Raw genomic sequence first — 26,269 nt, forward strand, 5'->3', positions numbered from 1 at the left:
GGAGTACCCTGCATGCAACTGGGAATCATCGGACTGGGCCGCATGGGCGGCAATATCGCGCGGCGCCTGATGCTTGATGGCCATCAGACAGTGGTGTATGACCGCAATACCGACTTCGTCAGCACCCTGGCTAAAGAGGGCGCCAGTGGCGTCGCCGACCTGTCGGCGCTGGTGGCCGGCCTGGATAAACCGCGCGCGGTCTGGGTGATGCTGCCGGCCGGTGCGCCGACCGAGGACACCATTGCCGAACTGAGTAAACTGCTGGACGCCGGCGATGTGATCATCGACGGCGGCAATACTTTCTACAAGGACGATATCCGTCGCGGCCAGGAGCTGGCGCAAAAGGGCATCGACTATATTGATGTCGGCACTTCCGGTGGGGTCTGGGGCCTGGAGCGCGGTTACTGCATGATGATCGGCGGTGACGCCAAGGTGGTCGAACGCCTCGATCCGCTGTTCGCCAGCCTGGCCCCCGGGATCGGCAGCATTCCCCGCACCCGCGACCGGGTCAGCGCCGACGACCGCGCCGAGCGCGGTTATATCCATGCCGGCCCGCCGGGCTCCGGGCACTTCGTCAAGATGATCCACAACGGCATCGAGTACGGCATGATGCAGGCCTTCGCCGAGGGCTTCGACATCCTCAAGACCAAGAACTCGCCGAGCCTGCCCGAGGACCAGCGTTTCGACCTGAACCTGGGGGATATCGCCGAAGTCTGGCGGCGCGGCAGCGTGGTTTCGTCCTGGCTGCTGGACCTGACCGCCGACGCCCTGGCCAGTGACCCGAAACTCGACGGTTACAGCGGCGCGGTGGCCGACAGCGGCGAAGGGCGTTGGACCATCGAGGCGGCCATGGAACAAGCGGTGCCGGTCCCGGTGCTGTCCAATTCGCTGTTTGCCCGCTTCCGCTCCCGCCAGCAAAGCACCTATGGTGACAAACTGCTGTCGGCCATGCGCTTCGGCTTCGGCGGCCATGTGGAGACACCGAAAAAATGAATGCCTCCCGTAGCAAGCGCAAGGTAGAGCCCCCGCCGCCGACCACGCTGTTTCTGTTCGGTGCCCATGGGGACCTGGTCAAGCGCCTGTTGATGCCGGCGCTCTACAACCTGACCCGCGATGGTCTGCTGGGCGATAACCTGCATATCGTCGGGGTCGATCACAACGCCATCAGCGATGCCGATTTCGCCAAGAAACTCGAAGACTTCAGTCGCGCCGAAGTCGCGGCCAAGACCGGGGAAGGCGCGGAGACCGCGCTGGATGCCGAACTCTGGAAGCGCCTGGCCAAACACATCAGTTACGTGCAGGGCGACTTCCTCGACGACGCGACCTATGTCGCCCTGGGCGAGAAAATCATCGCCAGCGGCACGGGCAACGCGATGTTCTACCTGGCCACCGCGCCGCGCTTCTTCAGCGAAGTGGCGCGGCGCCTGGGCGCGGCCGGCTTGCTGGAGGAAAGCGACGGGGTGTTTCGTCGGGTGGTGATCGAAAAACCCTTCGGTTCCGACCTGGCCACCGCCGAAGCCTTGAACGCCCGCCTGCTCAAGGTGATGAGCGAGAAGCAGATCTATCGCATCGACCATTACCTGGGCAAGGAAACCGTGCAGAACATCCTGGTCAGCCGTTTCTCCAGCGGTCTGTTCGAAGCGTTCTGGAACAACCATTACATCGACCATGTGCAGATCACCGCCGCCGAGACCGTCGGCGTCGAGACCCGTGGCAGTTTCTACGAACACACCGGCGCCCTGCGGGACATGGTGCCCAATCACCTGTTCCAGTTGCTGGCGATGGTGGCGATGGAGCCACCGGCGGCGTTCGGTGCCGATGCGGTACGCGGTGAAAAGGCCAAGGTGGTCGGCGCGATCCGTCCCTGGACGGTCGAGGAGGCCCGGGCCAATTCGGTGCGCGGCCAGTACCAGGCCGGCGAACTGGGCGGCAAGGCCGTGCCCGGTTATCGTGAAGAAAGCAACGTGGCGCCCGAAAGCAACACCGAGACCTATGTCGCGCTCAAGGTGATGATCGACAACTGGCGCTGGGTCGGCGTGCCGTTCTATCTGCGCACCGGCAAGCGCATGAATGTGCGCAACACGGAAATCGCCATCTGCTTCAAGCCGGCGCCCTATGCGCAGTTCCGCGACACCGAGGTCGAGCGCCTGCAGCCGACCTACCTGAAGATCCAGATCCAGCCCAACGAAGGCATGTGGTTCGACCTGCTGGCCAAGCGTCCGGGGCCGGCACTGGAAATGACCAATGTCGAGCTGGGTTTTGCCTACAAGGACTTCTTCGAGATGCAGCCGTCCACCGGCTATGAAACCCTGATCTACGATTGCCTGACCGGTGACCAGACGCTGTTCCAGCGCGCCGACAATATCGAGAACGGCTGGCGGGCGGTGCAGCCGTTCCTCGATGCCTGGGGCGAGGACGATCAGGTGCAGGGCTACAAGGCCGGGGAAAATGGCCCGGCTGCCGCCGACGAACTGCTGGCACGTGATGGCCGTGTCTGGCGCAGCCTCGGATGAAGGCGGTGGTGCGGTATCCGATCCGTTTGCTGCTCAGCGATATGGACGGCACCTTGTTGGGGCCCGATCACAGCCTCAGTCCGCGCACGGTCGAGGCCGTGGAGGCGTTGCGCGCGGCGGGGGTGTTTTTCAGCCTCGCCACCGGACGCCCGCCGCGGGCCATGCGCCAGCAGATCGAGGCGCTGGGGGTGGATATTCCCACCGCGGCGTTCAATGGCGGCACGCTGGTCAACCCCGACGGCAGTTACCTGGTGACGCATTACATCCCCCGCGAAGCGGCGGTGACCACCCTGGAGTTGTTGTCGCGGCATGAGGAGGTTGAGGTCTGGGTGTTTGCCGACAACCATTGGCTGCTGCGTAACCCCCACGGCACCATGGTCCCTCGGGAGCAGCATGCACTGGGTTATGCGCCGACGGTGGTGGACGATTTCACGGCGTACCTCGACCGCATCGACAAGATTGTCGGCGCCAGTGGCAACGGACAATTGCTGATTGACCTGGAGTCGGTGTTGCAGCCGTTGGTGGCGGAGCAGGCGCTGGCCAGTCGATCGCAGCGTTCCTACCTGGATATCACCGCGATGCAGGCGAACAAGGGCGAGGCGTTGCTGACGTTGGCCAAATACCTTGGCGTGCCCTTGGAGCAGACGGCGGCCATCGGCGATGGCGGCAACGACCCGGCGATGTTCCACCGGGCGGGGTTGGCGATTGCCATGGGGCAGGCGGAGGAGGTGGTCAAGCGTCAGGCGGATGTGGTCACTGGTAGCAATAGCGAGGATGGTGCGGCGCAGGCCATTGAGCAGTTTATTCTGGCCAGGCGATAGATCAGCTGTGGATGGCCGCCTCTGGCGGTTCGCGGGCAAGCACCGCTCCCACAATGTCCGAGCCGCTCCCGGTTTTGCGTACGACGAAAAACCTGTGGGAGCGGTGCTTGCCCGCGAACCGCCGCAGGCGGCCATTCCCCTCCCGAGCCGAAGAACTGCCCGGTCCTGCTTTTGGCACATCCGCTTCCTCCAGCCACACCTGCCTGCTTGCTATAGTTCCAACCTTTCCAGTGCCCTGCCAAGGATGCCCGTCATGTCCGAATACCAAGCCTTCCACGTCGAACTGGTAGACAACATCGCCCATGTCCGGATCAATCGCCCGGAAAAGATCAACTCGATGAACGCCGCCTTCTGGAGCGAAATCATCGAGATCTTCCAGTGGATCGAAGACACCGACGCCGTGCGTGTGGTGGTCATCAGCGGCAACGGCAAACACTTCTCCTCCGGGATCGACCTGATGATGCTGGCCTCGGTGGCCAACGAACTGGGCAAGGATGTCGGCCGCAACGCCCGCCTGCTACGGCGCAAGATCCAGGAGTTGCAAGCATCCTTCAATGCTGTCGACAACTGCCGCAAGCCGGTCCTGGCGGCGATCCAGGGTTACTGCCTGGGCGGTGCCGTCGACCTGATCGCCGCCTGTGACATGCGCTACTGTGCCGAGGACGTGCAGTTTTCCATCAAGGAAGTGGATATCGGCATGGCCGCCGATGTCGGCACTCTGCAACGTTTGCCCCGTATCATCGGCGACGGCATGCTCCGCGAGCTGGCGTATACCGGTCGCCACTTCGGTGCCGACGAAGCGATCCGCATCGGCCTGGTCAATCGCGTCTACCCCGATCAGGCGGCCTTGCTCGACGGTGTGTTGGGCATTGCCCGGGAAATTGCCGCTAAATCGCCGATTGCCGTCACCGGAACCAAGGCGATGGTCAGCTATATGCGCGACCATCGGATCGATGACGGTCTGGAATACGTTGCCACCTGGAACGCCGCCATGTTGCAATCCACTGACTTGCGCGTCGCCATCGCCGCGCACATGAGCAAGCAGAAAGCCGAATTCCCTGATTGACGCCTAGGACTCTCCCGATGACTCAACGCTGGACAACCGCAGTACTGGATATCGAGCAGACCGGCGGCTGGGCCGTGGTGCATAGCCCCGCCGGTTTTCTGCTGGACGACAATGGGGTGCTGTTTCCTCGCGAGTGGCTCAAGCGCCAGGACCTGTCGCTGTTGGCCGAGCATGGCATCGGGCATCTGGACGGCGAACCGGTCTACCTGCTGGAGCTGAAGTCCGGCTTCGAACTACCGGGCGGTCGCTGGCAGGGCCTGCGGACATTTATGCTCGAGGGCGATCACACGCTCTATCGCATGCTCGGTTATGCCGCGCAGATCGCTACCTGGGCCCGCGAGCACCGCTTCTGCGGCAGTTGCGGCCAGGCCATGACCCAGGTGCCTCTGGAGCGGGCGATGTTCTGCCAGTCCTGTGACTTGCGCAGTTACCCGCGGATTTCGCCGAGCATGATCGTGCTGGTGACCCGGGGCGACGAAGTGCTGCTGGCCCGTTCGCCGCGTTTTGTGCCCGGGGTCTACAGCACCCTGGCCGGTTTCGCCGAGCCGGGTGAGTCGGCGGAGGAATGCCTGATTCGGGAAGTGCGCGAGGAAGTGCAGGTCGAGGTGAAGAATATCCAGTACATGGGCAGCCAGTGCTGGCCGTTCCCGCACTCGATGATGCTGGGGTTTCACGCCGAGTATGCCGGTGGCGAGATTGTTCCCCAGGCGGATGAGATCGAGGATGCGCAATGGTTCAGCATCCACGATATGCCGCCGTTGCCGGCTTCGCGTTCAATCGCCCGTTACCTGATCGACCTGTACCTGGCCAGGCGCCTGGGGTATGCGGAACCGCTGCTGCCGGTCTAGCCTTACACCGCTCAATTCATGGCCATGCACCGTCCTTGTAGGAGCCGGCTTGCTGGCGATGGGATCTGATAGCCGACATCATCGTCGCCTGGAAAATCGCTATCGCCAGCAAGCCGGCTACAACAGGTTATGGGGTGTTCTCTGGATTCAGGCCACGCTGAACCAGTGTTGCCAGGCCAGGCGTACGGTCAGGCCGAGGACCACGGTGATAAACACCGGGCGGATAAACTTCGCGCCGCCGCTGATGGCGGTGCGGGCACCGAAGAAGGCACCGACCATCACCGATATGCCCATGCACAGGCCGATCACCCAGTCCACCTGGCCGGAAAACACGAACACCGAGAGTGCGGCGGCATTGCTGACGAAGTTCAGGCTGCGGGCCACGCCGCTGGCCTTGACCAGGTCGATGGGGTAGAGCAGCAGGCTGCTGACGGTCCAGAAGGCACCGGTGCCGGGACCGGCCACGCCGTCATAGAAGCCCAGGGCGAGGCCCTGGGGCAGTTGTCGTTTCTTTTTGATCGGCGCGTTGCTGTCCAGCGGCACCTTGGGCGTGCCGCCGAACAATAGGTACAGGCCGCAGGCGAAGACGATCACCGGGAGCATCTTGTTCAGCCAGTCGGCGGGCATGAAGTGCGCGGTCACGGCACCGATCAGCGCGCCGACGAAGGTGCCGAGAATCGCCAGTTTCCATTGCCCCGGCTGAAACAGCTTGCGCCGATAGAAGGTGAAACCGGCGGTGGCGGAGCCGAAGGTCGAACTGAGTTTGTTGGTGCCCAGCACCAGGTGCGGTGGCAGTCCCGCGGTGAGCAGGGCCGGGGTGGTGAGCAGCCCGCCGCCGCCGGCGATGGCGTCGATAAATCCGGCGATAAAGGCAACGACGGTGAGAATGGCGAGGGTGGTCAGGTCTACGCTGAGATCGAAAGGCATGGGGTCGGCTTACTATCGGCAGGTGGCGCGGCAGGGCCGCGCCGAAAGGCCGTCATCTTACCCATTACCGAATGTTGCCGCGACCTTATCCCATGGGGTGCTTGTTCTGACGCCTTCGCGGCGGTGGACCAGGCACCACAAATGTTGACTATGACTTTGATTGCGGGCCGTTACCGATCTGCCAATCATAGGGCGGCTCAGTCCCGTTGATCCGCCAATCCCCGACAATCCTTGCCTTGTAGATCGCCGGATTGTGCGACGACACCGTCCGCGCATTGCGCCAGTGTCGGTCCAGCGCCTTGCCCTGGCGGATATCCGAAGCCCCCAGGGCATTGAACAATTCACTGGTGGCCCGCTGGATCAACTCGGACACCACCACCTGGGCGGTGGCGGACTCGATTTCCGCGTCCACATTGGCTTGCCGTTCAGCCTCAGTGTCAGCACCGAACCGGGCAATATAAGCCCGTTGCGCCGGATGCGCGGCCCGCACCGCACTGGCTTCGGCGGCATACACCAGGGCGGCGACTTCGCCCACCACCTGCTGCACCTGGGCGTCGCCACTGACATGGGGGGCATTGCCATGGCTGTAGATCCGTTTGCGCTCGCGGACCTGATGCGCCACATCCTTCAACGCCGCCCGGCCGATCCCGGCGAGGGTCGCCAGCAACACTAACTGATAGAACGCGGTCTGGTATTTGAAGCGGGTGGCGAAGTCGATCACATGCCCGGCTTCCACCGGGGCATCGATAAAACGCGAGGTCCCGCTGCCGGTGGTGCGCTGGCCGAAACCATCCCAGTCGTCGCTGTGTTCGACCCCCGGCTGGCGTGCGCGCACGGCGGCGATGACATTGCCACCGGTGTCGCTGCGGCGGGCGTAGACGTCGATCCAGTCGGCAAAAATGCTCCCGGTGCTGTAGAACTTCTCGCCATTGAGGCGCCAGTGTTCGCCGTCCGGGGTGACTTTGGTGCCGACATCGCCAATCACCACATTGCCGATTTCGGTCCAGGCGCAGCCGACGATATCGCCGTCGACGAAGCGCTTGAACCACAGGTCGCGATTCGACCCGGGCGCGGCATTCAAGCGGTCCTCGGCAAAGGCGAAATGTCCGCGCAAGGCCTGGGGCACGTTGGAGTCGGCTTCGGCCAGTTCGATCAGCAGTTGGAACAGCTGGGGCAGGGAAGCACCGCCACCGCCATATTCCACCGGCACCCGTACGGCGCCAAAACCGGCCTGCTTGAGCCACTGGATCGGCTCGTGGGGCAGGTTGCGCGATTGCTCCCGTTCCAGCGCCCCGGCGGCGATACGGGCGAAGATCGGCCGAAAGCGTTCGGCCAGGGGTTCGTAGTCGACGCCAAGGGATAGCGGGTTGATCACCTGGTGTTCGGTCATGGGACAGCTCCTTGAGGGCAGGCAGAGAAAAATGCGATTGCCAGGAGCGGTTGCAGGGTCCATGCCGAGAGCGCCAGGCCCGGTGGCGCGGGCGATTGCCGTGGGCGGGTGAGGGACAACTGTTGCCTGATGCACAGCGCTTCAACAAATCGTCCGCCAGGCCACAGCGCCCGGGGTGTATCGATCCCGTGTGGGTAGCGCGCTTTTGTGGGAGAGGAGCTTGCCCGCGAAGCTCTTGGCGGCCTTGAGTACGCCTTCGCGGGCAAGCTCCGCTTCCACATAAGCGTCGCTCCCGCATAAACACTTCCTCCACTGAGGCCTCTTTCTGCCAGGAGGGTTCCCGGTCACTGGCACGCTTGCTGCTCTGACCCTCTGACATTCCCCGGTCCGAGGTCAGATACCATGAGTCAGCAAGCCGTAAAATTCGCCTACTGGGTGCCCAATGTCAGCGGTGGGCTGGTGGTCAGCAAGATCGAACAGCGCACCCGTTGGGATATCGACTACAACCGCAAGCTGGCGCAGTTGGCGGAAGAGGCCGGGTTCGAATACGGCCTGACCCAGATTCGTTTCACCGCCGGCTACGGCGCCGAATACCAGCATGAGTCGGTCGCCTTCAGCCATGCCCTGCTGGCCGCGACCACCAGGCTGAAGGTGATTGCCGCGATCCTGCCCGGCCCCTGGCAGCCGGCGTTGGCGGCCAAGCAACTGGCGACCATCGATCAACTCACCGGCGGCCGGATCGCCGTCAATATCGTCAGCGGCTGGTTTCGCGGTGAGTTCCACGCCATCGGCGAACACTGGCTGGAACACGACGAGCGCTATCGCCGCTCCGAAGAGTTCATCCGTGCGCTGAAAGGTATCTGGACCGAAGAGCAGTTCACCTTCAAGGGCGACTTCTACCGCTTCAATGACTACAGCCTCAAGCCCAAGCCCCTTAGCCAGCCGCATCCGGAGATCTTCCAGGGCGGCAGTTCCCGGGCGGCGCGGGATATGGCGGCGCGGGTCTCGGATTGGTATTTCACCAACGGCAACACGCCCGAAGGGATCAAGGCCCAGGTCGATGATATTCGCGCCAAGGCGGCCGCCAACGGCCACTCGGTAAAAGTCGGGGTGAACGCCTTTGTCATCGCCCGCGACACCGAGGAAGAGGCCCGTGCGGTGCTGGCGGAAATCATCGACAAGGCCGACCCCGAGGCCGTCGGCGCCTTTGGCGATGCGGCGAAACAGGCGGGCAAGTCGTCGCCGGAAGGCGAGGGCAACTGGGCCAAGTCCAGCTTCGAGGACCTGGTGCAATACAACGACGGCTTCAAGACCAACCTGATCGGCACGCCGCAGCAGATCGCCGAACGGATCGTTGCCCTGAAAGCCGTGGGCGTGGACCTGGTGCTGGCGGGGTTCCTGCACTTCCAGGAAGAGGTGGAGTACTTCGGCAAACGGGTGTTGCCGCTGGTGCGGGAGCTGGAAGCGAAGAAGGTCGCAAGGGCGGAGGAAGCGCTGGCCTGAGGTCTCGTCCAGGTGTTCACCCAGCAACAGTGAAGCGGCATTGTGTTCTTCTGCGTGCGCCGCGCTGTTGCTGGGTAAACGCCATAACCCTATGAAAATCAACAAATAATAATTCAGGCACAGAAGCTGCAATAACCCAGGCAACACTATTCGCCCGAGAGCGTTCCATGTCGTCCTTGCCTGAATCCGCCGTTTACCCGATCCATTCCCCCAACGCCCACTTGATCCGTGACGAGGCCGAAGCGCTCGCGGTTGCCCACGGCGTTGCCGCTTATCTGCTGGAGCACGACGCAGAGCGTGATCGTACCTGCCAGGTGCCCGCCGAAGTGGTGGATCGCTATTCCAACAGTGGTCTCTGGGGCATCAGCGTGCCGCGCGAATTCGGCGGCGCCCAGGTTTCCTATGCGGTATTGGCCGAAGTGATTGCGATCATCTCGGCGGCCGATCCGTCTCTGGGGCAGATCCCGCAGAACCACTACTGCCTGCTGGAAGACATCCGCCTGCAAGGCACCCCCGAGCAGCAAGCGCATTTCTTCGCCCTGGCCCTGCAGGGCCATCGATTTGCCAATGCCCTGTCGGAAACCGGCGGCAAGAATGTCCAGGACATCCAGGCGACGATTCGTCGTCACGGCGACGGGCATGTGATCAACGCTCGCAAGGGTTACTGCACCGGCTCGTTGTACGCCCACTGGCTGGCGGTACTGGCCCTGGATGACGAGCAGAAAGGCCAACTGGCGTTTGTTCAGCGCGGTACGCCGGGCCTGGTGATCGTCGATGACTGGGACAGCATCGGCCAGCGCACCACTTCCAGCGGCACGGTGCTGGCCGAGGATCTGAAGGTGCCGGCCTTCAACCTGTTCCCCACGTATCGCTCCTACGAAAGCCCGACCCTGGCCGGGCCTTTCGCCCAACTGACCACCGCCGCCATCGATGCCGGCATTGCCCGCGCGGCTCTACGCGATACCGTGGCTTTTGTACGCGAATACGCCCGTCCGTGGATCGACGCGGGGGTGGACAAGGCCAGCGAAGACCCCCTGACCATCATTCAGATCGGCGGCCTGGAGATCCGCCTCGAAGCCGCCGAAGCCTTGCTCGAACGGGCCGGCAAAGCCCTGGATGCCGCACGTCCCGCTCCCGATGAAGACAGCGTCGCGCGGGCTTCGTTGGCGGTGGCCAAGGCCAAGGTGCTGACCACCGAAATCGCCATCGAGGCCAGCAACAAGCTCTTCGAGCTGGGCGGCACCCGTTCGACCTTGAAAAAGCACAACTTCGATCGCCACTGGCGCAATGCCCGGGTTCACACCCTGCACGACCCGGTGCGCTGGAAGTACCACGTGGTCGGCAACTGGTTGCTCAACGGCATCAAGCCACCGCGTCACGACTGGTCCTGAGTCCATGGCTGAATGGTTGAAAAATATCTACTGGGCGGACATCGCCCAGGCCTGCCTCGATACCCTGAGCATGCTCGCGGCGGCCCTGGGTTTCACCGTATTGCTGGGCCTGCCCCTGGGCGTGCTGCTGTTTCTCACCGGCAAGCGCCAGTTGCATGAAACCCTGCTGGTGTACCGCGGCTTGTCGGTGCTGGTGAATACCCTGCGTTCGCTGCCGTTCATCATCCTGCTGATCGTGCTGATTCCCCTGACCACCTTGCTGGTGGGCACGTCCCTCGGGGTGCCGGGGACCATCCCGCCGCTGGTGGTGGGCTGCACGCCGTTTTTCGCCCGGCTGGTGGAAACCGCCTTGCGCGAAGTCGACCGTGGCGTGGTCGAGGCGACCCAGGCCATGGGCGCCAGCACCTGGCAGGTGATCCGCCACACCCTGTTACCCGAAGCCCGCGCGGGTTTGCTGGCGGCGGTGACGGTGACCGCCATCGTGCTGGTGGACTACACCGCCATGGCCGGAGTGATCGGCGGCGGCGGACTGGGGGACCTGGCGATCCGCTACGGCTACCAGCGTTTCCAGACCGATGTGATGGTGGTCACCGTGATCCTGCTGCTGGTCCTGGTCCAGGGCCTGCAAATGACCGGTGATCGTCTGGTGGCCCGCTACAGCCATCGTTGAATTCATTACCCATAACCCTGAACAACCCAGGCCCAACGTCCGCCACACGCCGGCCCCTTTTGCCTCTCTGGAGCACAGCATGAAAAAGACCCTGGCCATCCTGGCTGCCCTGATGTCCCTGGCGGTTCACGCCAATGAAAAACTGATTGTCGGCGCCACCCCGGTGCCCCACGCGGAGATCCTCGAGTTCGTCAAACCGGAACTGGCCAAGGAAGGCGTGGACCTGGAAATCAAGGTGTTCAATGACTTTATCCAGCCCAACCAGCAGTTGGCGTTGAAGAACCTGGATGCCAACTACTACCAGTACCGGCCGTTCCTCGATGACTACAACAAGACCCGCCACACCAACCTGGTGCCGGTGGTCGGCGTGCATATCGAGCCGTTCGGGGCTTACTCGACCAAGATCAAGCATATTTCCGAGCTGAAGGACGGTGCCTCGGTGTCGATTCCCAATGATCCGGTGAACACCGGGCGGGCCTTGGTGCTGCTGCACGAAGCGGGTTTGATCAAGCTCAAGGACCCGAGCAATACCCTGGCGACCCAGCACGATATCGTCGAGAACCCCAAGCACCTGAAGATCCGCGAACTGGAAGGGGCGATGCTGGCCCGGTCGGTGAGCCAGGTGGATCTGGCGTTCGTGTTTGCCAACTACGCGCTGGAAGCCGGGATCGACACCAATAGCGCGTTGATCGTCGAGAAGGGCAAGGACCTGTATGTCGAGTTCCTGGTGGCGCGGCCGGACAATATCAATGACCCGCGTATCCAGAAACTGGCCAAGGCGCTGAATTCCGATGCCGTGCGGCAGTTTATCCTGACCCGCTACAAGGGTCAGATCGCCCCGGGGTTCTGAACCATGGACAGGCTCACCGCGGCTCCAGCAGCCGCGCGCCTGTCCCATGGGCACCCAACATATCGCCATAGTTGCGCAGCGGGCAGTTCTCCATCGACAGGCAACCACAGCCGATACATCCGTTGAGCTTGTCCCGCAACCGGGTCAACTGGGCGATGCGTTCGTCCAGTCCGCTCCTCCAGTTTTCCGACAGGCGCTTCCAGTCTTCGGCCGTCGGCGTACGGCCTTCGGGCAGGCTCTGCAAGGCCTGGTGAATCTCCGCCAACGGAATGCCCAGGCGCTGGGCGACCTTGATCAGGGAGACCCGGCGCAACACCTCGCGCGGATAACGACGCTGGTTACCGGCATTGCGATAGCTCTGGATCAGGCCTTTGGATTCATAGAAGTGCAGGGCGGTCACCGCCACGCCGCTGCGGGCCGCCAGTTGGCCGACCGTCAGGGCCTTGTCCGTGGGCAGGGGTTTTGGCGTTGCCATGGCGAGAAATCTCTTGACCTTGAGTTAACTGGAGGTTTTACCCTGCGTGGCCTCGGATCACAAGATCCTGTCTGACTTCACGGGGAACCTTTTCATGCCGTCGACAGAACAAAATCGCAGTTTTACTCAATTGATCCAGTTCGAGATCGAGCCTGTCCAACTGGAGGCGCTGGTCTCTGCCTTGTCCAGGCAGACCGAGCGACTGGCCCGGGTCGAGGGTGGCTTTATCAGCGGCACGGTGCAGGCCAGCGACGATGGTCGGCGTGTGCTCAACACACTGCAATGGCGTTCCAGGGAAGATGGCGAAGCGGCATTTGCCCGTTTCGAAAGCGGCGAAGAGGATTTCTGGGCACTGATCCGCGCCCACCACGCCAAGGCGGTGAGCTTCGATTCGTTCCAGGTGCTGCGCAGCATCGAGCGCAGCCAGGACGACGCCTTGCAGTGTGCCCTGGTGGGCTAGATGGACAGTTGCAACATCCGGTCACCCTGGACGTTTTCGCCTGCCCGGCGCTTGTTCACCGCCAACTCGCCGATCTTGATCAGCCGCGTGCGTGTCACATTGCGGCTCAGGCCCAGCAGGGCGGCGGTGTGCACCTGGTTGTAGTGGCTGAAACGGTAGGCGGCGCGTAGCAACGCATCCTCGACCTTTTCATGCAACGCGCCGGCCTGCTCCTCGAAGAGTTTCTGAAAAGCCCGGTTGAGCAAGGCCTCGGCCGAGTCATCGAGAGCGCTGCCGCTGTCGTCCTGGCGCTCGATGCGCAGGTTCGACAGACGCAGGTCGTCGCGCTCGATCACGCCGTCATGGCAGATCAGCAAGGTGTGATGAATGACGTTTTCCAGCTCACGGATATTGCCTGGCCAGCCGTAGCTCCTGAGCTTCTGTTCGGCACCGGGGCTGATGCGGATATCGCCATAACCCAGGCGCTGGCTGTAGCTCTCGATAAAGTGCCGGGTCAGCGGCAGGATATCGCCGGGGCGTTCGCGCAGGGGGCTGAGCTCCAGGCTGACGACGTTGAGGCGGTAATACAGGTCTTCGCGAAAGTGCCCGGCGTTGATGGCTTTTTCCAGCTGCACATTGGTGGCCGCCAGCACCCGCACATTGATCGGGATGCTTTTGCGCGAGCCCAGGCGCACCACTTCGCGTTCCTGCAGGACCCGCAACAGCTTGACCTGGATCGGCATTGGCAGGTCGCCGATCTCGTCGAGGAACAGGGTGCCGCCGTCGGCCTCTTCGAACCAGCCGGCCTTGGCGCTGAGGGCGCCGGTAAACGCGCCTTTTTCATGGCCGAACAGCTCGGCTTCCACCAGGGATTCGGAGAAGGCCCCGCAGTTGACCGCGACAAACGGGCGGTTACGCCGGGCGCTGAGGTTATGGATATGCCGGGCCACCAGCTCCTTGCCGGTGCCGGTTTCACCGATGATCAGCACGCTGGCTTCGCTCGGCGCCACTTGTTGCAGGTGGGCGAGCAGGGCCTGGGACTTGGGGTCTTCGAAGACCTGGGCGGTGGCGCGGATGGAGGTGGCCAGGGCCGGCGAGGGCGGTAACGTTAGCAGCTGCATAGGCTTCTCTAGGAATAAAAAGTGGGGATCGGCAGCGTCTGGTTCAAAGCCCAGTCGCCGAGTTCCTGGAGTTTGTAGTCCAGCGGGTCGTGCAGGCTCTGGGTCCGCAGGTTGCGCCAATGGCGGTCCAGGCGCAGGGAGGCATGGGTCGAGCGGGCACCGGTGACTTCGAACAACTTGCTGCACAGGGCCAGGCCTTCGCGGTTGGCGGCGACCTTGGCCGTGGCGATGGCGATGGCCAGGTTGCCGCGCTCCTCGCCGCTGAGGTTCTGGCCCTTGGCCCAGGCCTGGTCCAGTAACCCGGCGGCGCGCTCCACCAGCAGGCGGACACCTTCGAGGGCGACCCAGAAGTCGCCGTAGTGGTTGAGCACGTAAGGGTCCTGGCGAATATCCCGGGCGGTGGATTTGAACCAGGGCCGGGTTTCGTCGAGGGTGTATTGCCGAGCCTCTTCGAAAGCCCCTTCGGCAATGCCGAGGAACATATGGGTCAGGGTCAGTTGCGCGATCAGGGGCCGCAGGCAGGCGAAAGGTGTGCTCAAGGGGCCGGGGTCGAGCAGCAGTTCGGATTCCTCGACCCGCACCCGCTCGAAGCTGGCGCTGCCGCTGTCGGTCTGGCGCTGGCCCATGTTGTGCCAGTCGTCATGCAGGGTGATGCCACTGCGCCCGCTGGGAATGGCGGCGATCAGCAACTTGCCGCCGGCGCTTTCGTCCACTGCCGAGGCGATCAGCATCTGCGAGTCGCTGGCGCCGGAGCAGAAGCTTTTCTTGCCGGAGAATTCGCGCCAGCCGCCGAGATTGCGCACCACCGTGCGGGTGTCCAGGGGATTGAGGGCATTGCCCCAGAACCAGTTCTTGCGTGCGGTCTGTTCGAACCAGGGTTGCCATTGTTCGGGACGGGAGAACAGGCGCACGGTGGCCAGCATCAGGTGATGGAAGCCGAAGACATGGGCAATCGAGCTGTCGACCTTGGCGAATTCGCGGACCACGTCCAGTGTCTCGCTCCAACGGCCGCCGAGGCCGCCGTACTGGGTGGGGATGCTCAGGGCCAGCAGGCCGCTGTGGCGCAAGGCGTCACGTTCGGCTTTTGGCGTGCCGCCGCGTTCGTCGCGCTCGACGGCGGTCAGGGCAAAATCGGCGGCCAGTTGCCGGGCGGTTTGCAGAGGGCTCAACAGGGCGTTGCGTGGCTGGGCAGTCACGGTTCAGGATCCTGTGGCTTGGGTTGGCAACACATCGTTGGCGATCATTTCGCCAAACGGCCCGGTCAGGTTGGTGATGCCGCGCCCGGCCAGGCTGGCGTAGGGCTCGGGCAGCAACGGGAACACCAGCTCGGCGAAGCGATAGGCTTCTTCCAGGTGCGGGTAGCCGGAGAAGATGAAGCTCTCGATCCCCAGGTCGGCGTATTCCTTGATGCGCTCGGCCACCTGCTGTGGATTGCCGACCAGGGCCGTCCCGGCACCGCCACGGACCAGGCCGACACCGGCCCACAGGTTCGGCGCGATTTCCAGGTTGTCACGCCGTCCGTCATGCAATGCCGCCATACGCCGCTGGCCTTCGGAGTCGAAACGCGAGAAGGATTTCTGCGCGGCGGCGATGGTTTCGTCACTGATATGTTCGATCAGTTTGTCCGCGGCTTTCCAAGCGTCTTCCGCAGTTTCCCGGACGATGACATGCAGGCGAATGCCGAAGCGCACGGTGCGACCCTTGCGGGCGGCGCGCTCACGCACATCGGCCAGCTTCGCCGCCACGGCGGCCGGCGGTTCACCCCAGGTCAGGTAGACATCGACCTGATCGGCGGCCAGGTCGTGGGCGGCGTCGGACGAACCGCCGAAATACAGCGGCGGGTAAGGTTTCTGTACCGGCGGGTAGAGCGCCTTGGCGTTCTGCACCCGCAGGTGCTTGCCTTCGAAGTCCACCGCCTCGCCTTGCAATACCCGGCGCCAGATCTGGAGGAATTCGTCGGTCACTTCGTAGCGTTCGCCATGGTCGAGAAAGCTGCCGTCGCCACGGTTCTCGTCGGGATCGCCGCCGGTCACCACGTTGATCAGCAAGCGGCCGTTGGACAAGCGGTCGAGGGTCGCGGCCATGCGTGCCGAGACCGTCGGCGAGATGATCCCGGGACGGATCGCCACCAGGTAACGCAGGCGTTCGGTCAACGGCACCAGGGCCGAGGCGATGACCCAGGAGTCCTCGCAGGAGCGTCCGGTGGGAATCAGCACGCCGTGGTAGCCGAGGTTGTCTGCGGCCTGGGCCACTTGTTTCAGGTAGTTGAGGGTGACCGGGCGCGCGCCCTGGGTGGTGCCCAGGTAATGGCCATCGCCGTGGGTCGGGAGAAACCAGAAAACATCCATGACAGTGCCTCAGGCGATTTTCAGCAGGGGTTTGGCGTGCACGCCGAACAAGGCGGTGGCGCGGTCGGCAGCCAGGCGGATGCGCGCCCTCAAGGGCTCACTGGTGATCTGGTAGTTGGCGAAGTCGGCCTCGGTGGCGTAGACGCCGATGGGCAGGGTCAGGGCCTGGAAGAAACTGAACAGCGGGCGCAACTGGTGATCGAGGACCAGGGCATGGCGTTCGCTGCCGCCGGTGGCGGCCAGCAGCACCGGGGTGTCGATCAGGGCGTTGAGGTCGATCAGGTCGAACAGGTGCTTGAGCAGGCCCGGATAGGAACCGCGATAGACCGGCGCGGCGACGATCAGCAGGTCGGCGTTCTCAATGGCCTGCAGTTCGGCTTCAACCTCGGCGCTCAGTTCGCTGCGGGACAGCGCCGAGCCTAGGGGGCGGGCGATATCGCCCAGCTCGATCAGGTGGCTTTCGATGGGCAGTTGCTGCGTCAGTTCGGCCAGTATGGCCTGGGTCAGCACCAGGGTGCGGGAAGGGCGGTAGGTACCGCCGGACAGGGCAACGACTTTCAGTGCGCGAGACATGATCAGTTCCTTTTCAAACAGTTGCTCAGCGAGCAGGGTCAGTGACAGGGCATCAGCAAGAGCTGTACCAAGCGCCCAGATCCCCTGTTTGCAGGCACCTGGCGGGGTAAGCGAGGTGCCGGGTGCTGGCTGGCGGACTGTTTTGTTGATCGACTGTTGGTGGGCGAACAGTTGCCCGGGCAACAGTCGACAGGGATGCACTCAGTTGTAAGGACTTTCTAATATTCCGTAAACGAATGTATTTTTATATTTATAGATCTTTATAGAATATGAGGGCGTGTACGGGCCGTGACGGGCCTTTCGCCCCGAGATACGGGTACAGGGGCGTTTTATCGGGCGCGCCTGGACGTCTTTTCGCCGGCAAGCCGGGCTCCTACAAGCGCTTGTGGCCTGTTAAGCTGAGGTCGGGAGCGTTCCTACGCACTTTTAATGAAAGTTATCTTTCTTTAATCGTTTTCCATCGGGTATAGCTGTCCGCCCAACCACCAGGGTGGGTGATCAGCAAGAGATCGATCCGCGGGACACGCTTTATGAGTCTTTTTGCCATGAATGAACTTCCTCTGTATTTCGACTATGCCGCCACCACGCCGGTGGATGAGCGGGTGATCCGGGTGATGGTCGAGTGTCTCGGCTTTTCCGGTAATTTCGGCAACCCGGCGTCCAGCTCCCATGCCTTCGGCCAGCGCGCCCGGCAGACGGTCGAGCAGGCCCGGCAACAGGTGGCGAGCCTGGTGGGGGCGAGCCCCGAGCAAATCGTCTGGACCTCCGGGGCCACCGAATCGAACAACCTGGCCCTCAAGGGCGTCGCCCAGGCCCGTGGCGTCAGCGGCGGCCATGTGGTCACCAGCCAGATCGAGCACAAGGCGGTGCTCGATACCGCCCGGCAACTCCAGGAAGCCGGTGTCGCCGTCACCTACCTGGTGCCGAATGCCGAAGGCTTGATCACCGCGGCGATGGTCAGTGAGGTCCTGCGCGAGGACACCTTTCTGGTCTCGCTGATGCTGGTCAACAATGAGCTGGGTACCCTCAATGACATCGCGGCCATCGGCCAGCGGGTCCGTGAACAGGGCGCGCTGTTTCATGTGGACGCGGCCCAGGGCGCGGGCAAGGTGGCAATCGACCTGGCCGCCTTGCCGGTGGACCTGATGTCGTTTTCCGCCCACAAGGTCTACGGTCCCAAGGGCATCGGTGCCTTGTATGTCGGCCCACGCGCGCAGCAGAAGCTGCACGCGCAGATCCACGGTGGCGGCCATGAAGGCGGCCTGCGCTCCGGCACCCTGGCCACCCATCAGATCGCCGGCATGGGCAGTGCCTTTGCCCTGGCTACCGAGCACCTGGAAGAAGAAATCGCCAGCATCGCTCATCTGCGCCAGCGCTTGCTCGAGCAACTGGCGGATGTCCCGGGCCTGCGCCTGAACGGCAGCCCGACTGAACGCATCCCCCATACCCTGAGTCTGACCTTTGCCGAAGGCGAGTTCGACGGCGCGGCGTTGGGTCGGGTCCTGGCCTACTCGGCGACGTCGGCCTGTAACTCCGCGAGCCAGGCGCCGTCCCATGTGCTGCTGGCACTGGGGCACGATGCACGCCTGGCCGGCCGGACCATTCGCCTGAGCCTGGGGCGCTTTACCTCTGAGCAGGACATCGACCGCGCCGCCAAGGCGATCAAGGCAAGCCTGAGTGCACCGGCACCGTTCTGGGCGATTGCCCAGCCGTGAGTGTGCCGGATGATAATTGAATAATAAGTGGTTAGCAGGAGACATGATGAGCACGCAGACCCCGAGTCAAGGAACCGTTCCCCAGCGTCTGGCACGCACCCGCGAACTGATGCGCCGTGAAGGCGTGCAGGCCTTGCTGGTGCCGTCGGCCGATCCGCACTTGTCGGAATACCTGCCGGCCTATTGGCAGGGCCGGCAGTGGCTGTCTGGTTTCCATGGCTCGGTCGGCACCTTGATCGTGACGCCGGAGTTTGCCGGCGTCTGGGCTGACAGCCGGTACTGGGAGCAGGCGACCAAGGAGTTGGCCGGTAGCGGTATCGAGCTGATGAAATTGTTGCCGGGGCAACCCGGTCCGTTGGACTGGCTGGCCGAACAGTCGCCGTCGGGTGGTGTGGTTGCGGTGGATGGCGCCGTCATGGCCTTGGCTTCGGCGCGAACCCTGGGCGACAAGTTGCAGGCGCGTGGCGCGCGGCTGCGCACCGACATCGATCTGCTCGACCAGGTCTGGGAAGACCGCGAGGTGCTGCCAGACCAGCCCATCTACCCGCACCTGCCGCCGCAAGCGACGGTTTCCCGTGGCGAGAAGCTCGCCCAGTTGCGCCGGGAGTTGAATACCCGTGGCGCCGACTGGCATTTCATCGCCACGCTGGATGATATCGCCTGGTTGTTCAACCTGCGCGGCGCCGATGTGTCCTTCAACCCGGTGTTCGTGTCCTTTGCCCTGGTGAACCAGGAGCAGGCCACGCTGTTCGTGTCCCTGGGCAAGGTGAGTGCCGAGTTGGTGCAGGTGCTCAAGGCCGATGGCGTGACCTTGCGCGACTACAGCGAAATCGGCGCGGCGCTGGCCGGCATTCCGGCGGGAGCGGGCCTGCTGGTCGATCCGGCGCGCGTGACGGTCGGTTTGCTGGACAACCTTGGCGAGGATGTGAAGTTGGTCGAGGGGCTCAACCCGACGACCTTGGCCAAGTCCCGCAAGAGCCTGGATGACGCGGTGCATATCCGTCAGGCCATGGAGCAGGATGGCGCGGCCCTGTGCGAATTTTTTGCCTGGCTGGAAACCGCGCTGGGCCGTGAACGTGTCACCGAACTGACCATCGATGAACGCCTGAGCGCAGCCCGGGCGCGGCGTCCGGGTTATGTGTCGCTGAGCTTCAATACCATTGCCGCGTTCAATTCCAATGGGGCGATGCCGCACTACCACGCCACTGAAGCGGAGCATGCGCTGATCGAGGGCGACGGCCTGCTGCTGATCGACTCCGGCGGTCAATACCTGGGCGGCACCACGGACATCACCCGGATGGTGCCGGTCGGCACGCCGACGGCTGAGCAGAAACGCGATTGCACTCGGGTACTGAAGGGTGTGATTGCCTTGTCCCGGGCGCAGTTTCCCCGTGGCATTCTTTCGCCGCTGCTGGATCCTATCGCCCGGGCGCCGATCTGGGCCGAAAGCGTGGATTACGGGCATGGCACCGGCCATGGCGTCGGTTACTTCCTCAATGTGCACGAAGGTCCGCAGGTGATCGCCTATCAGGCGGTTCCGGCCCCGCAGACCGCCATGCAGCCGGGGATGATCACCTCCATCGAGCCTGGGACCTACCGTCCGGGCCGTTGGGGTGTGCGTATCGAAAACCTGGTGCTGAACCGTGAGGCGGGCAAGAGCGAGTTCGGCGAATTCCTCAAGTTCGAAACCCTGACCCTGTGCCCGATCGATACCCGTTGCCTGGAACCGTCGTTGTTGACGCAGGAAGAGCGTGACTGGTTCAACGCTTATCACGCCGAAGTGCGCGAGCGCTTGAGCCCGTTGCTCGATGGCGCGGCACTGGAGTGGTTGAACACCCGTACCGTCGCGATCTGATCACGGTTTTGTAGGAGCCGGCTTGCCGGCTCCCGCAATGGATCGCGCTGTGTTCAATCGCTCAGCAGGGCTTCGCTCATATAGTCGACAAACGCCTTGACCCTGGCGGACTGTCGCCGATTGGCCGGAAACACCGCATGAATCGGCAGCGACTGGGTCTGATAGTCGGGCAGAATCGCCATAACCCGCCCCGCCTGCAGATCCTCGGCAAACAGCCACACCGGCGACAGCGCAATGCCGAGCCCGCCCAGGACCATTTCCCTAATCGCCTCCGAATTGTTGCTCTGGGCATTGCCCTTGATCCGCACGCTGTAGCGCTGCCCGTCCTTTTCGTAGTACCAGAGGTTCTGGCTGCTCAGCAGATTGAATTGCAGGCAGTTGTGCTCGCTCAGTTGTTCCGGGGTTTGCGGTTCGCCCCGGCGCGCCAGGTACGCGGCGCTGGCGACGGTGATCCGCCGGGTATCGCCGATGCGCCGGGCGATCAGGTTGCTGTCGTTCAACTCGCCAATGCGTAGGCTGACATCCAGGCCTTCCTCGACCAGGTCCTGGTTCTGGTCGCTGAGTTGCAGGTCGATCTCCAACTGCGGATAGCGTGCGAGGAAGTCCGGCAGCCGACTGGCGATCTGCAAACGCCCGAAACTCACCGAGGAGCCGATGCGCAGGCTGCCGGCGACCTGTTCCCGGCCCGACTGAAAGCTGTGTTCGGCATTGTCCACGGCGGCGAGGATCTGCCGGCATTGCGCGTAGTAGCGCTGGCCTTCATCGGTCAGTGACAACTGGCGGGTGCTGCGGGCGATCAGCTTGCCGCCCAGTTCGACCTCCAGGGCCTTGAGGATTTTGCTGATGGTCGGCTGGCTGGTCCGCAGTTCCCGGGCCACGGCGGAAAAACTGCCGCGCTCGACGACCCGGACAAAGATGGCCATTGCATTGAGTTTATCCACGGGACGCCTCATTCATGCCAAAAGGGCATGATCACTATAACAATAACGCGTCTTATCGGCATGAGTGGCGGGGCGCATGATCGCTCTCACTTCCACTGATCGAGATCGCCGACATGTCCCACTCCCTTGAAATGAACGCTCTGCTGGTCGACGCCGCCAATGCGCCGTTGCGCCTGGTTTCCATCGACCGCCCCGCACCCGCGGCGGGTCAGGTGCTGGTCCGTATCAAGGCCAGCGGCATCAACCCGCTGGATGCCAAGATCCGCGCCGGCCAGGCCGGTCATGCCCGTCAACCGTTGCCGGCAATCCTGGGCATGGACCTGGCCGGGGTGGTTGAAGCCCTGGGCGAAGGTGTCAGCGGCTGGGCGGTGGGGGATGAGGTGTACGGGTTGGCCACCGGGATCGGCGGTGCCCAGGGTTCGCTGGCCGAGTTTGCCGCGGTCGATGCTCGACTGTTGGCGCGCAAGCCGGCCAACCTGAGCATGCGCGAGGCCGCGGCATTGCCATTGGTGCTGATTACCGCCTGGGAGGGCTTGGTCGATCGCGCCCGGGTAGGCGCCGATCAGTCAGTGTTGATTCATGGCGGAGCAGGTGGGGTCGGCCATGTGGCGGTGCAGATTGCCAAGGCGTTCGGCGCCAAGGTCTTTGCCACCGGCTCCGCCTCGCAACAGGCTCAGATCGAGAACTTTGGCGCGACCTTTATCGATTATCGGCAGCAGGGCGTGGAGGAATATGTCACGCAGCATACCGCTGGCGAGGGCTTCGATATTGTCTATGACACGGTGGGCGGCGAAACCCTGGACCTTTCGTTCCAAGCGGCGCGGATCTATCACGGGCATGTCCTGAGCTGCCTCGGCTGGGGACAGCACAGCCTGGCACCGCTGTCCTTTCGCGGGGCCACTTACTCCGGGGTGTTTACCTTACTGCCATTGCTCACCGGCCACGGCCGCGAGCATCACGGGCAGATACTGGCACAGGCCGCACGCTTGATCGAGGCCGGTCAATTGAAGCCTTTGCTCGATCCCCGGCGGTTTACCCTGCAAACCGCCGAGGAGGCTTATACCTTGCTGGCCGGCGGCGCGGCGCAAGGTCGGTTGGTGATCGAGATCTAGGTTATTCAGTCCTGGAGCAAGGCTTCGCGGACGAAGTCGAGGCGGTCCTGGCCGAAGAACAGCTGATCGCCGACAAACAGGCTCGGCGCGCCAAATACGCCGCGCTGCAGGGCCTGCTCGGTCTTGGCCTTGAGGACGGCCTTGACCTCTTCGTCCTGGGTTAGCGCGAGGACCCGCTGCGGGTCGAAACCCTTTTCAGCCAACACCCGGGCGACGGTGGTCGGGTCGTTCAGGTTGCGTCCGTCGACCCAGAGGGCGTGATAGAGGGTGTCGACGAACTCGACAAAACGTTCCGGGTCGCGCAGCTGCACGCCAGTGGTCGCGCGCATCAGCATCAGGGTATTGATCGGAAAGTGCGGGTTGTAGAGGAAGGCGACGCCGTAACGACGAGCATAGCGCCCCAGGTCCTGGATCATATAGCGCCCCTTGGCCGGTATCTCGGCCGGAGAGGCATTACCCGTGGCCTTGAACACGCCGCCCAGGAGCATTGGCTGATAAACCAGCTGGCTGCCGGTCTGTTCACAGAGGCCGGGCAACTGGGTGTACGCCAGGTAGGCGGCCGGGCTACCCAGGTCAAAGTAGAACTCGACGGTTTTTTTCATGGATAAAGCATCCTTGTTGTTATTGTCGTGGGCTTGAGCTTACCAGCGTTCATTCCAGGGACGCAGATCGAGCTCGAAGGTCCAGGCATCGCGGGGCTGGCTGTGCAGGTACCAATAATTCTCGGCGATATGGGCGGGGTCGAGAATGCCGTCCTGATCCTTGAGGGCGTACTTTTCCGGGAAGTTGCTGCGGATAAAGTCGGTGTCGATGGCTCCGTCGACCACCACATGGGCCACATGAATATTCAGCGGGCCCAACTCCCGCGCCATGCTCTGGGCCAAGGCCCGGATACCGTGCTTGGCGCCGGCAAACGCGGCGAAACCGGCGGCCCCACGCAGGCCGGCGGTGGCACCAGTGAACAGGATAGTGCCGCGTTTGCGGGTGACCATGCGCTTGGCGACTTCACGGGCATTGAGGAACCCTGAGAAGCAGGCCATTTCCCAGATCTTGAAGTACTTGCGCGCGGTTTCTTCAAGGATGCTGCAGGGCACATTGGCGCCGATATTAAAGACGAATGCTTCGATCGGGCCGATCTGGCTCTCGATCTGTTCGATCAGGGCGATAACATCCTCTTCCTTGCGCGCATCGCAGGCAAACCCATGGGCTTCGCCGCCGGCCTGCTGGATGGCCTCCACCAAGGGTTGCAACTTGTCGGCACTGCGCCGCGTGACGCAGGCGATAAACCCTTCGGCGGCAAAACGTTTGGCGATGGCACCGCCCGTAGCGTCGCCGGCACCGACGACCAATACGACTTTCTTGTTCTGGGTTGCAGTAGTCATGTGTGGATCGCTCTTTTAGTAAACGGTCGTTAACTAAACGAACGTTATGCTACGATTCACCCATCGTCAAGGCGGTCAACAGGAACGGCACCATGCGTTATTCCCTCAGTCACAAGCAGCAAACCCGTGAGCGGTTGCTCGAAAGCAGCGCGCTGTCGGCAAAACGGGAAGGTTTTGCGGGCGTCGGCGTCGACGGCCTGATGAAAGCCATCGGCCTCAGTGGCGGGGCGTTCTATGGCCATTTCTCGTCCAAGGACGAATTGTTCAGTTCAATTGTCGAGCGGGAATTGAGCCAGAGCCTGGTGCGGCTGGGCGGGGAGGGGGAGCCCGATCAGGCGCAGCTCAAGCGTTGCCTGAAGCTCTACCTGAGCATGAGCCATGTCGAGCAGCCGGAGAATGGTTGTGCCTTGCCCGCGCTGGGGGCGGAAATCGCGAGGGCGGATCTGGCGGTGCGCCAGCAGGCCGAAGACTGGATCTATCGGTTACAGCAGCGCTGGGCACAAGCACTGGGCAGCGAAAGCCAGGCCTGGTCGATTCTGTCCCAGTGCGTGGGGGCATTGGTGGTGGCGCGAATGCTGGTGACTCCGGACATTCAGCGCCAGGTGTTGCGATCCAGCCATGATGAAATCAATCGGCAACTGGCAGGGGCGGTTTAGGGCTCAGCGCGGAGGGCTTTTTGCAGATGATGATCATGCTGCGGCTGGTATAGCCGGCCGGGTTGAGGCCGAACGGGTAATCACCCGGGTCTTCCACGGCGTCGCCGGATTTGGCCAGCACTTTATAGCCGCTATCGCTGCAGGAGTCGGCGGCTTTGGTGTAGCACTTTTCCCAGGAGGATGTCAGCCCGGAACAGTTGATATGGACGCCACGCTTGCCGTATTTCATCGGTTTCGAGGTCGCGGCGCAGCCAGCGACGGCAAGTACTGCCAGGACTATCAAGAAGCGTTTCATTACCTTCCCTATCTCTGCCCCCGGATCAATCCGTCCGGTTTGGCTTTTTTCGTGCCGCCTGATTCTTCCTTGATGCCCCTGTCCAAAATATTCAAGGCTGGCATTGAGTTAGGCGTAAACATGTCCTATTTGAGCGGTAAATACCAGCGCTGGCTCACACTCTGTTTCAATCGACCGCGACGGGCGGTGCGGACTCCTTGCGCAGGGTCAGGGTAGCGCCGACGGAGGCGCAGATAATGCAGGCGATGGCGAGCCACTGGGCAACGGACAGGTACTCGTGGAGGAACAGCATCCCGGACAATGCGCCGAAGGAGGGTTCGATGCTCATCAAGGTGCCGAAGGTGCGCGCGGGCAGGCGCGTCAGGGCGACCATCTCGAGGCTGTAGGGCAGGGCGGTGGAGAGGATGGCAACGCCGATGGCCGCCGGGATCAGGGCTGGGGTGAGCAGCGCGGCACCGGCGTGGACGATACCGATCGGGGCGATGAACAGGGCGGCAATCACCACGCCGAGCGCGGCGGTTTGAACGCCATTATCGTGGCCGGCTTTCTGGCCATAGAGGATATACAGCGCCCAGCAGACACCCGCTCCCAGTGCATAGCTGACGCCGAGCAGATCAAGGCTGGCGCTGGCGGCGCCGGTGGGGATCAACAGCAGCAGGCCACTGACTGCCAGGGCAATCCAGAGAAAGTCGATGGCCCGGCGTGAGGCGTAGATCGCCACCGCCAGGGGGCCGGTGAACTCCAGGGCAACGCCGATGCCCAGGGGCACGCTTCTCAAGGACATATAGAAGAGGAAGTTCATGCCACCCAGGGCAATGCCATAGATGATCACGGTGCGCAGGGATTTGGCGGTGAACTTGGCTCGCCAGGGGCGCAGGACCAGTACCATGATGATGCTGGCAAATACCAGGCGCAGGGTTGTGGTGCCCTGGGCACCGACAATCGGGAACATGCTTTTGGCCAGGGAGGCACCGGATTGAATCGAGGCCATTGCGATAAGCAGCAGGCCGACGGGGAAAAGTGTCGAGGCCAGGCTGCGGGACTGCTGGGTCATGGGGAGAGTGTCATCCGGGGCTATATAAGGGAGGTAGGTGTATATGATGCGGAACAACGCATCATTGAGCAATATATTGCTCACTTTGTTGGGTTGGCTCGCTGGCTGTGGTGTTCATATAGGTGGAGCAAGGCTTAAGGGCCTCTTCTCGGGCAAGCCCTGCTCCTACAGTCCTCTGTCGTTCCCCAATTTTGTATACGACGCAAACCTGTAGGAGCAGGGCTTGTCGGATCGCCGCACCGCCGCGAAGACGTCAGTACTAACGCCGCAGACCTTATTGTTTACGGCGTTTTTGGCCCTTATGACAGAAAAGTGAAAATAAGC

Annotated in this window: 26 protein-coding genes; 14 read left to right on the forward strand and 12 right to left on the reverse strand. The window is 62.9% G+C overall.

The genetic code is table 11. The features are described 5' to 3' along the window. The first annotated feature begins 12 nt into the window (after positions 1-12). The 5 genes from gnd to nudC all read left to right on the forward strand — a co-directional run bounded on the left by gnd (position 13) and on the right by nudC (position 5,248). Positions 13-993, forward strand: a complete 981-nt coding sequence (gnd, locus tag HX830_RS23480) for a phosphogluconate dehydrogenase (NAD(+)-dependent, decarboxylating) (protein WP_103494802.1) — start codon at positions 13-15, stop codon at positions 991-993. Further along, on the forward strand, positions 990-2,513 hold the full coding sequence (gene zwf / locus HX830_RS23485; protein WP_177102922.1) for a glucose-6-phosphate dehydrogenase: 1,524 nt from the start codon (positions 990-992) through the stop codon (positions 2,511-2,513). The genes gnd and zwf overlap by 4 nt, the downstream gene beginning before the upstream one ends. Then, entirely contained in the window at positions 2,510-3,334 is an 825-nt protein-coding gene (locus HX830_RS23490; protein ID WP_152736912.1) for an HAD family hydrolase, read from the forward strand. The genes zwf and HX830_RS23490 overlap by 4 nt, the downstream gene beginning before the upstream one ends. A gap of 253 nt (positions 3,335-3,587) precedes the next feature. Further along, positions 3,588-4,400, forward strand: coding sequence for a crotonase/enoyl-CoA hydratase family protein (locus HX830_RS23495; protein WP_152736911.1), 813 nt, complete (start codon positions 3,588-3,590; stop codon positions 4,398-4,400). 17 nt (positions 4,401-4,417) lie between these two features. Next, positions 4,418-5,248: an NAD(+) diphosphatase gene (gene nudC / locus HX830_RS23500; RefSeq protein WP_103494798.1), complete on the forward strand. Its 831-nt coding sequence runs from the start codon at positions 4,418-4,420 to the stop codon at positions 5,246-5,248. A 147-nt stretch (positions 5,249-5,395) separates the two neighbouring features. Here nudC and HX830_RS23505 read toward each other — a convergent pair whose 3' ends face one another. Further along, positions 5,396-6,175: a TSUP family transporter gene (locus HX830_RS23505; RefSeq protein ID WP_177102924.1), complete on the reverse strand. Its 780-nt coding sequence runs from the start codon at positions 6,173-6,175 to the stop codon at positions 5,396-5,398. A 148-nt stretch (positions 6,176-6,323) separates the two neighbouring features. After that, positions 6,324-7,565, reverse strand: coding sequence for an acyl-CoA dehydrogenase family protein (locus HX830_RS23510; protein WP_177102926.1), 1,242 nt, complete (start codon positions 7,563-7,565; stop codon positions 6,324-6,326). Positions 7,566-7,967: 402 nt separating this feature from the next. Between HX830_RS23510 and sfnG the strand changes: the two genes are divergently transcribed. The 4 genes from sfnG to HX830_RS23530 all read left to right on the forward strand — a co-directional run bounded on the left by sfnG (position 7,968) and on the right by HX830_RS23530 (position 11,979). Further along, positions 7,968-9,068, forward strand: coding sequence for a dimethylsulfone monooxygenase SfnG (sfnG, locus tag HX830_RS23515; RefSeq protein WP_103494795.1), 1,101 nt, complete (start codon positions 7,968-7,970; stop codon positions 9,066-9,068). A gap of 167 nt (positions 9,069-9,235) precedes the next feature. Continuing rightward, positions 9,236-10,459 (forward strand): SfnB family sulfur acquisition oxidoreductase, encoded by a 1,224-nt coding sequence (locus HX830_RS23520; RefSeq protein ID WP_177102929.1) that lies wholly within the window; start codon positions 9,236-9,238, stop codon positions 10,457-10,459. A 4-nt stretch (positions 10,460-10,463) separates the two neighbouring features. Beyond that, a complete protein-coding gene (locus tag HX830_RS23525) occupies positions 10,464-11,129 on the forward strand; it encodes a methionine ABC transporter permease (RefSeq protein ID WP_177102931.1) in 666 nt (221 codons plus the stop codon). 79 nt (positions 11,130-11,208) lie between these two features. After that, entirely contained in the window at positions 11,209-11,979 is a 771-nt protein-coding gene (locus tag HX830_RS23530) for a MetQ/NlpA family ABC transporter substrate-binding protein (protein ID WP_103494792.1), read from the forward strand. Between the two features lie 13 nt (positions 11,980-11,992). Here HX830_RS23530 and soxR read toward each other — a convergent pair whose 3' ends face one another. Next, complete coding sequence (gene soxR / locus HX830_RS23535; RefSeq protein WP_103494791.1) at positions 11,993-12,454, reverse strand: redox-sensitive transcriptional activator SoxR; 462 nt, start codon at positions 12,452-12,454, stop codon at positions 11,993-11,995. Positions 12,455-12,548: 94 nt separating this feature from the next. Between soxR and HX830_RS23540 the strand changes: the two genes are divergently transcribed. After that, positions 12,549-12,914 (forward strand): antibiotic biosynthesis monooxygenase, encoded by a 366-nt coding sequence (locus HX830_RS23540; RefSeq protein WP_103494824.1) that lies wholly within the window; start codon positions 12,549-12,551, stop codon positions 12,912-12,914. Here HX830_RS23540 and HX830_RS23545 read toward each other — a convergent pair. The 4 genes from HX830_RS23545 to msuE are packed head-to-tail and all read right to left on the reverse strand — an operon-like array spanning position 12,911 to position 16,935. Next, on the reverse strand, positions 12,911-14,014 hold the full coding sequence (locus HX830_RS23545) for a sigma-54 interaction domain-containing protein (RefSeq protein WP_103494790.1): 1,104 nt from the start codon (positions 14,012-14,014) through the stop codon (positions 12,911-12,913). The genes HX830_RS23540 and HX830_RS23545 overlap by 4 nt on opposite strands. A gap of 8 nt (positions 14,015-14,022) precedes the next feature. Beyond that, on the reverse strand, positions 14,023-15,210 hold the full coding sequence (locus HX830_RS23550; protein ID WP_177102933.1) for an acyl-CoA dehydrogenase family protein: 1,188 nt from the start codon (positions 15,208-15,210) through the stop codon (positions 14,023-14,025). A 3-nt stretch (positions 15,211-15,213) separates the two neighbouring features. Then, positions 15,214-16,362: an FMNH2-dependent alkanesulfonate monooxygenase gene (ssuD, locus tag HX830_RS23555; protein WP_152736906.1), complete on the reverse strand. Its 1,149-nt coding sequence runs from the start codon at positions 16,360-16,362 to the stop codon at positions 15,214-15,216. A 9-nt stretch (positions 16,363-16,371) separates the two neighbouring features. After that, positions 16,372-16,935 (reverse strand): FMN reductase, encoded by a 564-nt coding sequence (gene msuE, locus HX830_RS23560; RefSeq protein ID WP_103494787.1) that lies wholly within the window; start codon positions 16,933-16,935, stop codon positions 16,372-16,374. A 545-nt stretch (positions 16,936-17,480) separates the two neighbouring features. Between msuE and HX830_RS23565 the strand changes: the two genes are divergently transcribed. Both HX830_RS23565 and HX830_RS23570 read left to right on the forward strand, forming a co-directional pair. Further along, entirely contained in the window at positions 17,481-18,650 is a 1,170-nt protein-coding gene (locus HX830_RS23565) for a cysteine desulfurase family protein (protein WP_103494784.1), read from the forward strand. 46 nt (positions 18,651-18,696) lie between these two features. Continuing rightward, positions 18,697-20,505 carry an aminopeptidase P family protein gene (locus HX830_RS23570; RefSeq protein WP_177102935.1) on the forward strand — a complete coding sequence of 603 codons (1,809 nt, stop codon included), beginning with the start codon at positions 18,697-18,699 and terminating at the stop codon, positions 20,503-20,505. Between the two features lie 53 nt (positions 20,506-20,558). Here HX830_RS23570 and HX830_RS23575 read toward each other — a convergent pair whose 3' ends face one another. Next, positions 20,559-21,458: a LysR family transcriptional regulator gene (locus tag HX830_RS23575; RefSeq protein ID WP_177102937.1), complete on the reverse strand. Its 900-nt coding sequence runs from the start codon at positions 21,456-21,458 to the stop codon at positions 20,559-20,561. A 101-nt stretch (positions 21,459-21,559) separates the two neighbouring features. Here HX830_RS23575 and HX830_RS23580 point away from each other — a divergent pair, with 101 nt between their 5' ends. Next, positions 21,560-22,558 (forward strand): zinc-dependent alcohol dehydrogenase family protein, encoded by a 999-nt coding sequence (locus HX830_RS23580; RefSeq protein WP_177102939.1) that lies wholly within the window; start codon positions 21,560-21,562, stop codon positions 22,556-22,558. 5 nt (positions 22,559-22,563) lie between these two features. Here the strand turns inward: HX830_RS23580 and HX830_RS23585 are convergent, their stop codons facing one another. Next, positions 22,564-23,160: a 2-hydroxychromene-2-carboxylate isomerase gene (locus tag HX830_RS23585; RefSeq protein ID WP_103494780.1), complete on the reverse strand. Its 597-nt coding sequence runs from the start codon at positions 23,158-23,160 to the stop codon at positions 22,564-22,566. Positions 23,161-23,199: 39 nt separating this feature from the next. Further along, positions 23,200-23,940, reverse strand: coding sequence for an SDR family oxidoreductase (locus tag HX830_RS23590; RefSeq protein ID WP_152736899.1), 741 nt, complete (start codon positions 23,938-23,940; stop codon positions 23,200-23,202). 92 nt (positions 23,941-24,032) lie between these two features. Here HX830_RS23590 and HX830_RS23595 point away from each other — a divergent pair, with 92 nt between their 5' ends. Beyond that, positions 24,033-24,596 (forward strand): TetR/AcrR family transcriptional regulator, encoded by a 564-nt coding sequence (locus HX830_RS23595; RefSeq protein WP_177102941.1) that lies wholly within the window; start codon positions 24,033-24,035, stop codon positions 24,594-24,596. Here the strand turns inward: HX830_RS23595 and HX830_RS23600 are convergent. Further along, positions 24,568-24,891 carry a hypothetical protein gene (locus tag HX830_RS23600; RefSeq protein ID WP_177102943.1) on the reverse strand — a complete coding sequence of 108 codons (324 nt, stop codon included), beginning with the start codon at positions 24,889-24,891 and terminating at the stop codon, positions 24,568-24,570. The genes HX830_RS23595 and HX830_RS23600 overlap by 29 nt on opposite strands. 166 nt (positions 24,892-25,057) lie before the next feature. Continuing rightward, complete coding sequence (gene rhtA / locus HX830_RS23605; protein WP_103494776.1) at positions 25,058-25,945, reverse strand: threonine/homoserine exporter RhtA; 888 nt, start codon at positions 25,943-25,945, stop codon at positions 25,058-25,060. Between the last annotated feature and the right edge of the window lie 324 nt (positions 25,946-26,269).

This window comes from Pseudomonas gingeri (genome assembly GCF_013385425.1).
Taxonomy (GTDB): Bacteria; Pseudomonadota; Gammaproteobacteria; order Pseudomonadales; family Pseudomonadaceae; genus Aquipseudomonas; species Aquipseudomonas gingeri_D.

Bases quoted from the DNA above. Each gene is read 5' to 3' on its own strand.
- sfnG (WP_103494795.1), top strand. From the start codon at position 7,968: ATGAGTCAGCAAGCCGTAAAATTCGCCTACTGGGTGCCCAATGTCAGC.
- nudC (WP_103494798.1), top strand. From the start codon at position 4,418: ATGACTCAACGCTGGACAACCGCAGTACTGGATATCGAGCAGACCGGC.
- HX830_RS23545 (WP_103494790.1), bottom strand. From the start codon at position 14,014: ATGCAGCTGCTAACGTTACCGCCCTCGCCGGCCCTGGCCACCTCCATC.
- HX830_RS23530 (WP_103494792.1), top strand. From the start codon at position 11,209: ATGAAAAAGACCCTGGCCATCCTGGCTGCCCTGATGTCCCTGGCGGTT.
- HX830_RS23510 (WP_177102926.1), bottom strand. From the start codon at position 7,565: ATGACCGAACACCAGGTGATCAACCCGCTATCCCTTGGCGTCGACTAC.
- HX830_RS23505 (WP_177102924.1), bottom strand. From the start codon at position 6,175: ATGCCTTTCGATCTCAGCGTAGACCTGACCACCCTCGCCATTCTCACC.
- HX830_RS23585 (WP_103494780.1), bottom strand. From the start codon at position 23,160: ATGAAAAAAACCGTCGAGTTCTACTTTGACCTGGGTAGCCCGGCCGCC.
- gnd (WP_103494802.1), top strand. From the start codon at position 13: ATGCAACTGGGAATCATCGGACTGGGCCGCATGGGCGGCAATATCGCG.
- HX830_RS23540 (WP_103494824.1), top strand. From the start codon at position 12,549: ATGCCGTCGACAGAACAAAATCGCAGTTTTACTCAATTGATCCAGTTC.
- HX830_RS23525 (WP_177102931.1), top strand. From the start codon at position 10,464: ATGGCTGAATGGTTGAAAAATATCTACTGGGCGGACATCGCCCAGGCC.
- HX830_RS23495 (WP_152736911.1), top strand. From the start codon at position 3,588: ATGTCCGAATACCAAGCCTTCCACGTCGAACTGGTAGACAACATCGCC.
- zwf (WP_177102922.1), top strand. From the start codon at position 990: ATGAATGCCTCCCGTAGCAAGCGCAAGGTAGAGCCCCCGCCGCCGACC.
- HX830_RS23595 (WP_177102941.1), top strand. From the start codon at position 24,033: ATGCGTTATTCCCTCAGTCACAAGCAGCAAACCCGTGAGCGGTTGCTC.
- HX830_RS23580 (WP_177102939.1), top strand. From the start codon at position 21,560: ATGTCCCACTCCCTTGAAATGAACGCTCTGCTGGTCGACGCCGCCAAT.
- HX830_RS23490 (WP_152736912.1), top strand. From the start codon at position 2,510: ATGAAGGCGGTGGTGCGGTATCCGATCCGTTTGCTGCTCAGCGATATG.
- ssuD (WP_152736906.1), bottom strand. From the start codon at position 16,362: ATGGATGTTTTCTGGTTTCTCCCGACCCACGGCGATGGCCATTACCTG.
- HX830_RS23565 (WP_103494784.1), top strand. From the start codon at position 17,481: ATGAATGAACTTCCTCTGTATTTCGACTATGCCGCCACCACGCCGGTG.
- soxR (WP_103494791.1), bottom strand. From the start codon at position 12,454: ATGGCAACGCCAAAACCCCTGCCCACGGACAAGGCCCTGACGGTCGGC.
- HX830_RS23590 (WP_152736899.1), bottom strand. From the start codon at position 23,940: ATGACTACTGCAACCCAGAACAAGAAAGTCGTATTGGTCGTCGGTGCC.
- HX830_RS23600 (WP_177102943.1), bottom strand. From the start codon at position 24,891: ATGAAACGCTTCTTGATAGTCCTGGCAGTACTTGCCGTCGCTGGCTGC.
- HX830_RS23520 (WP_177102929.1), top strand. From the start codon at position 9,236: ATGTCGTCCTTGCCTGAATCCGCCGTTTACCCGATCCATTCCCCCAAC.
- HX830_RS23570 (WP_177102935.1), top strand. From the start codon at position 18,697: ATGAGCACGCAGACCCCGAGTCAAGGAACCGTTCCCCAGCGTCTGGCA.
- msuE (WP_103494787.1), bottom strand. From the start codon at position 16,935: ATGTCTCGCGCACTGAAAGTCGTTGCCCTGTCCGGCGGTACCTACCGC.
- HX830_RS23575 (WP_177102937.1), bottom strand. From the start codon at position 21,458: ATGAGGCGTCCCGTGGATAAACTCAATGCAATGGCCATCTTTGTCCGG.
- rhtA (WP_103494776.1), bottom strand. From the start codon at position 25,945: ATGACCCAGCAGTCCCGCAGCCTGGCCTCGACACTTTTCCCCGTCGGC.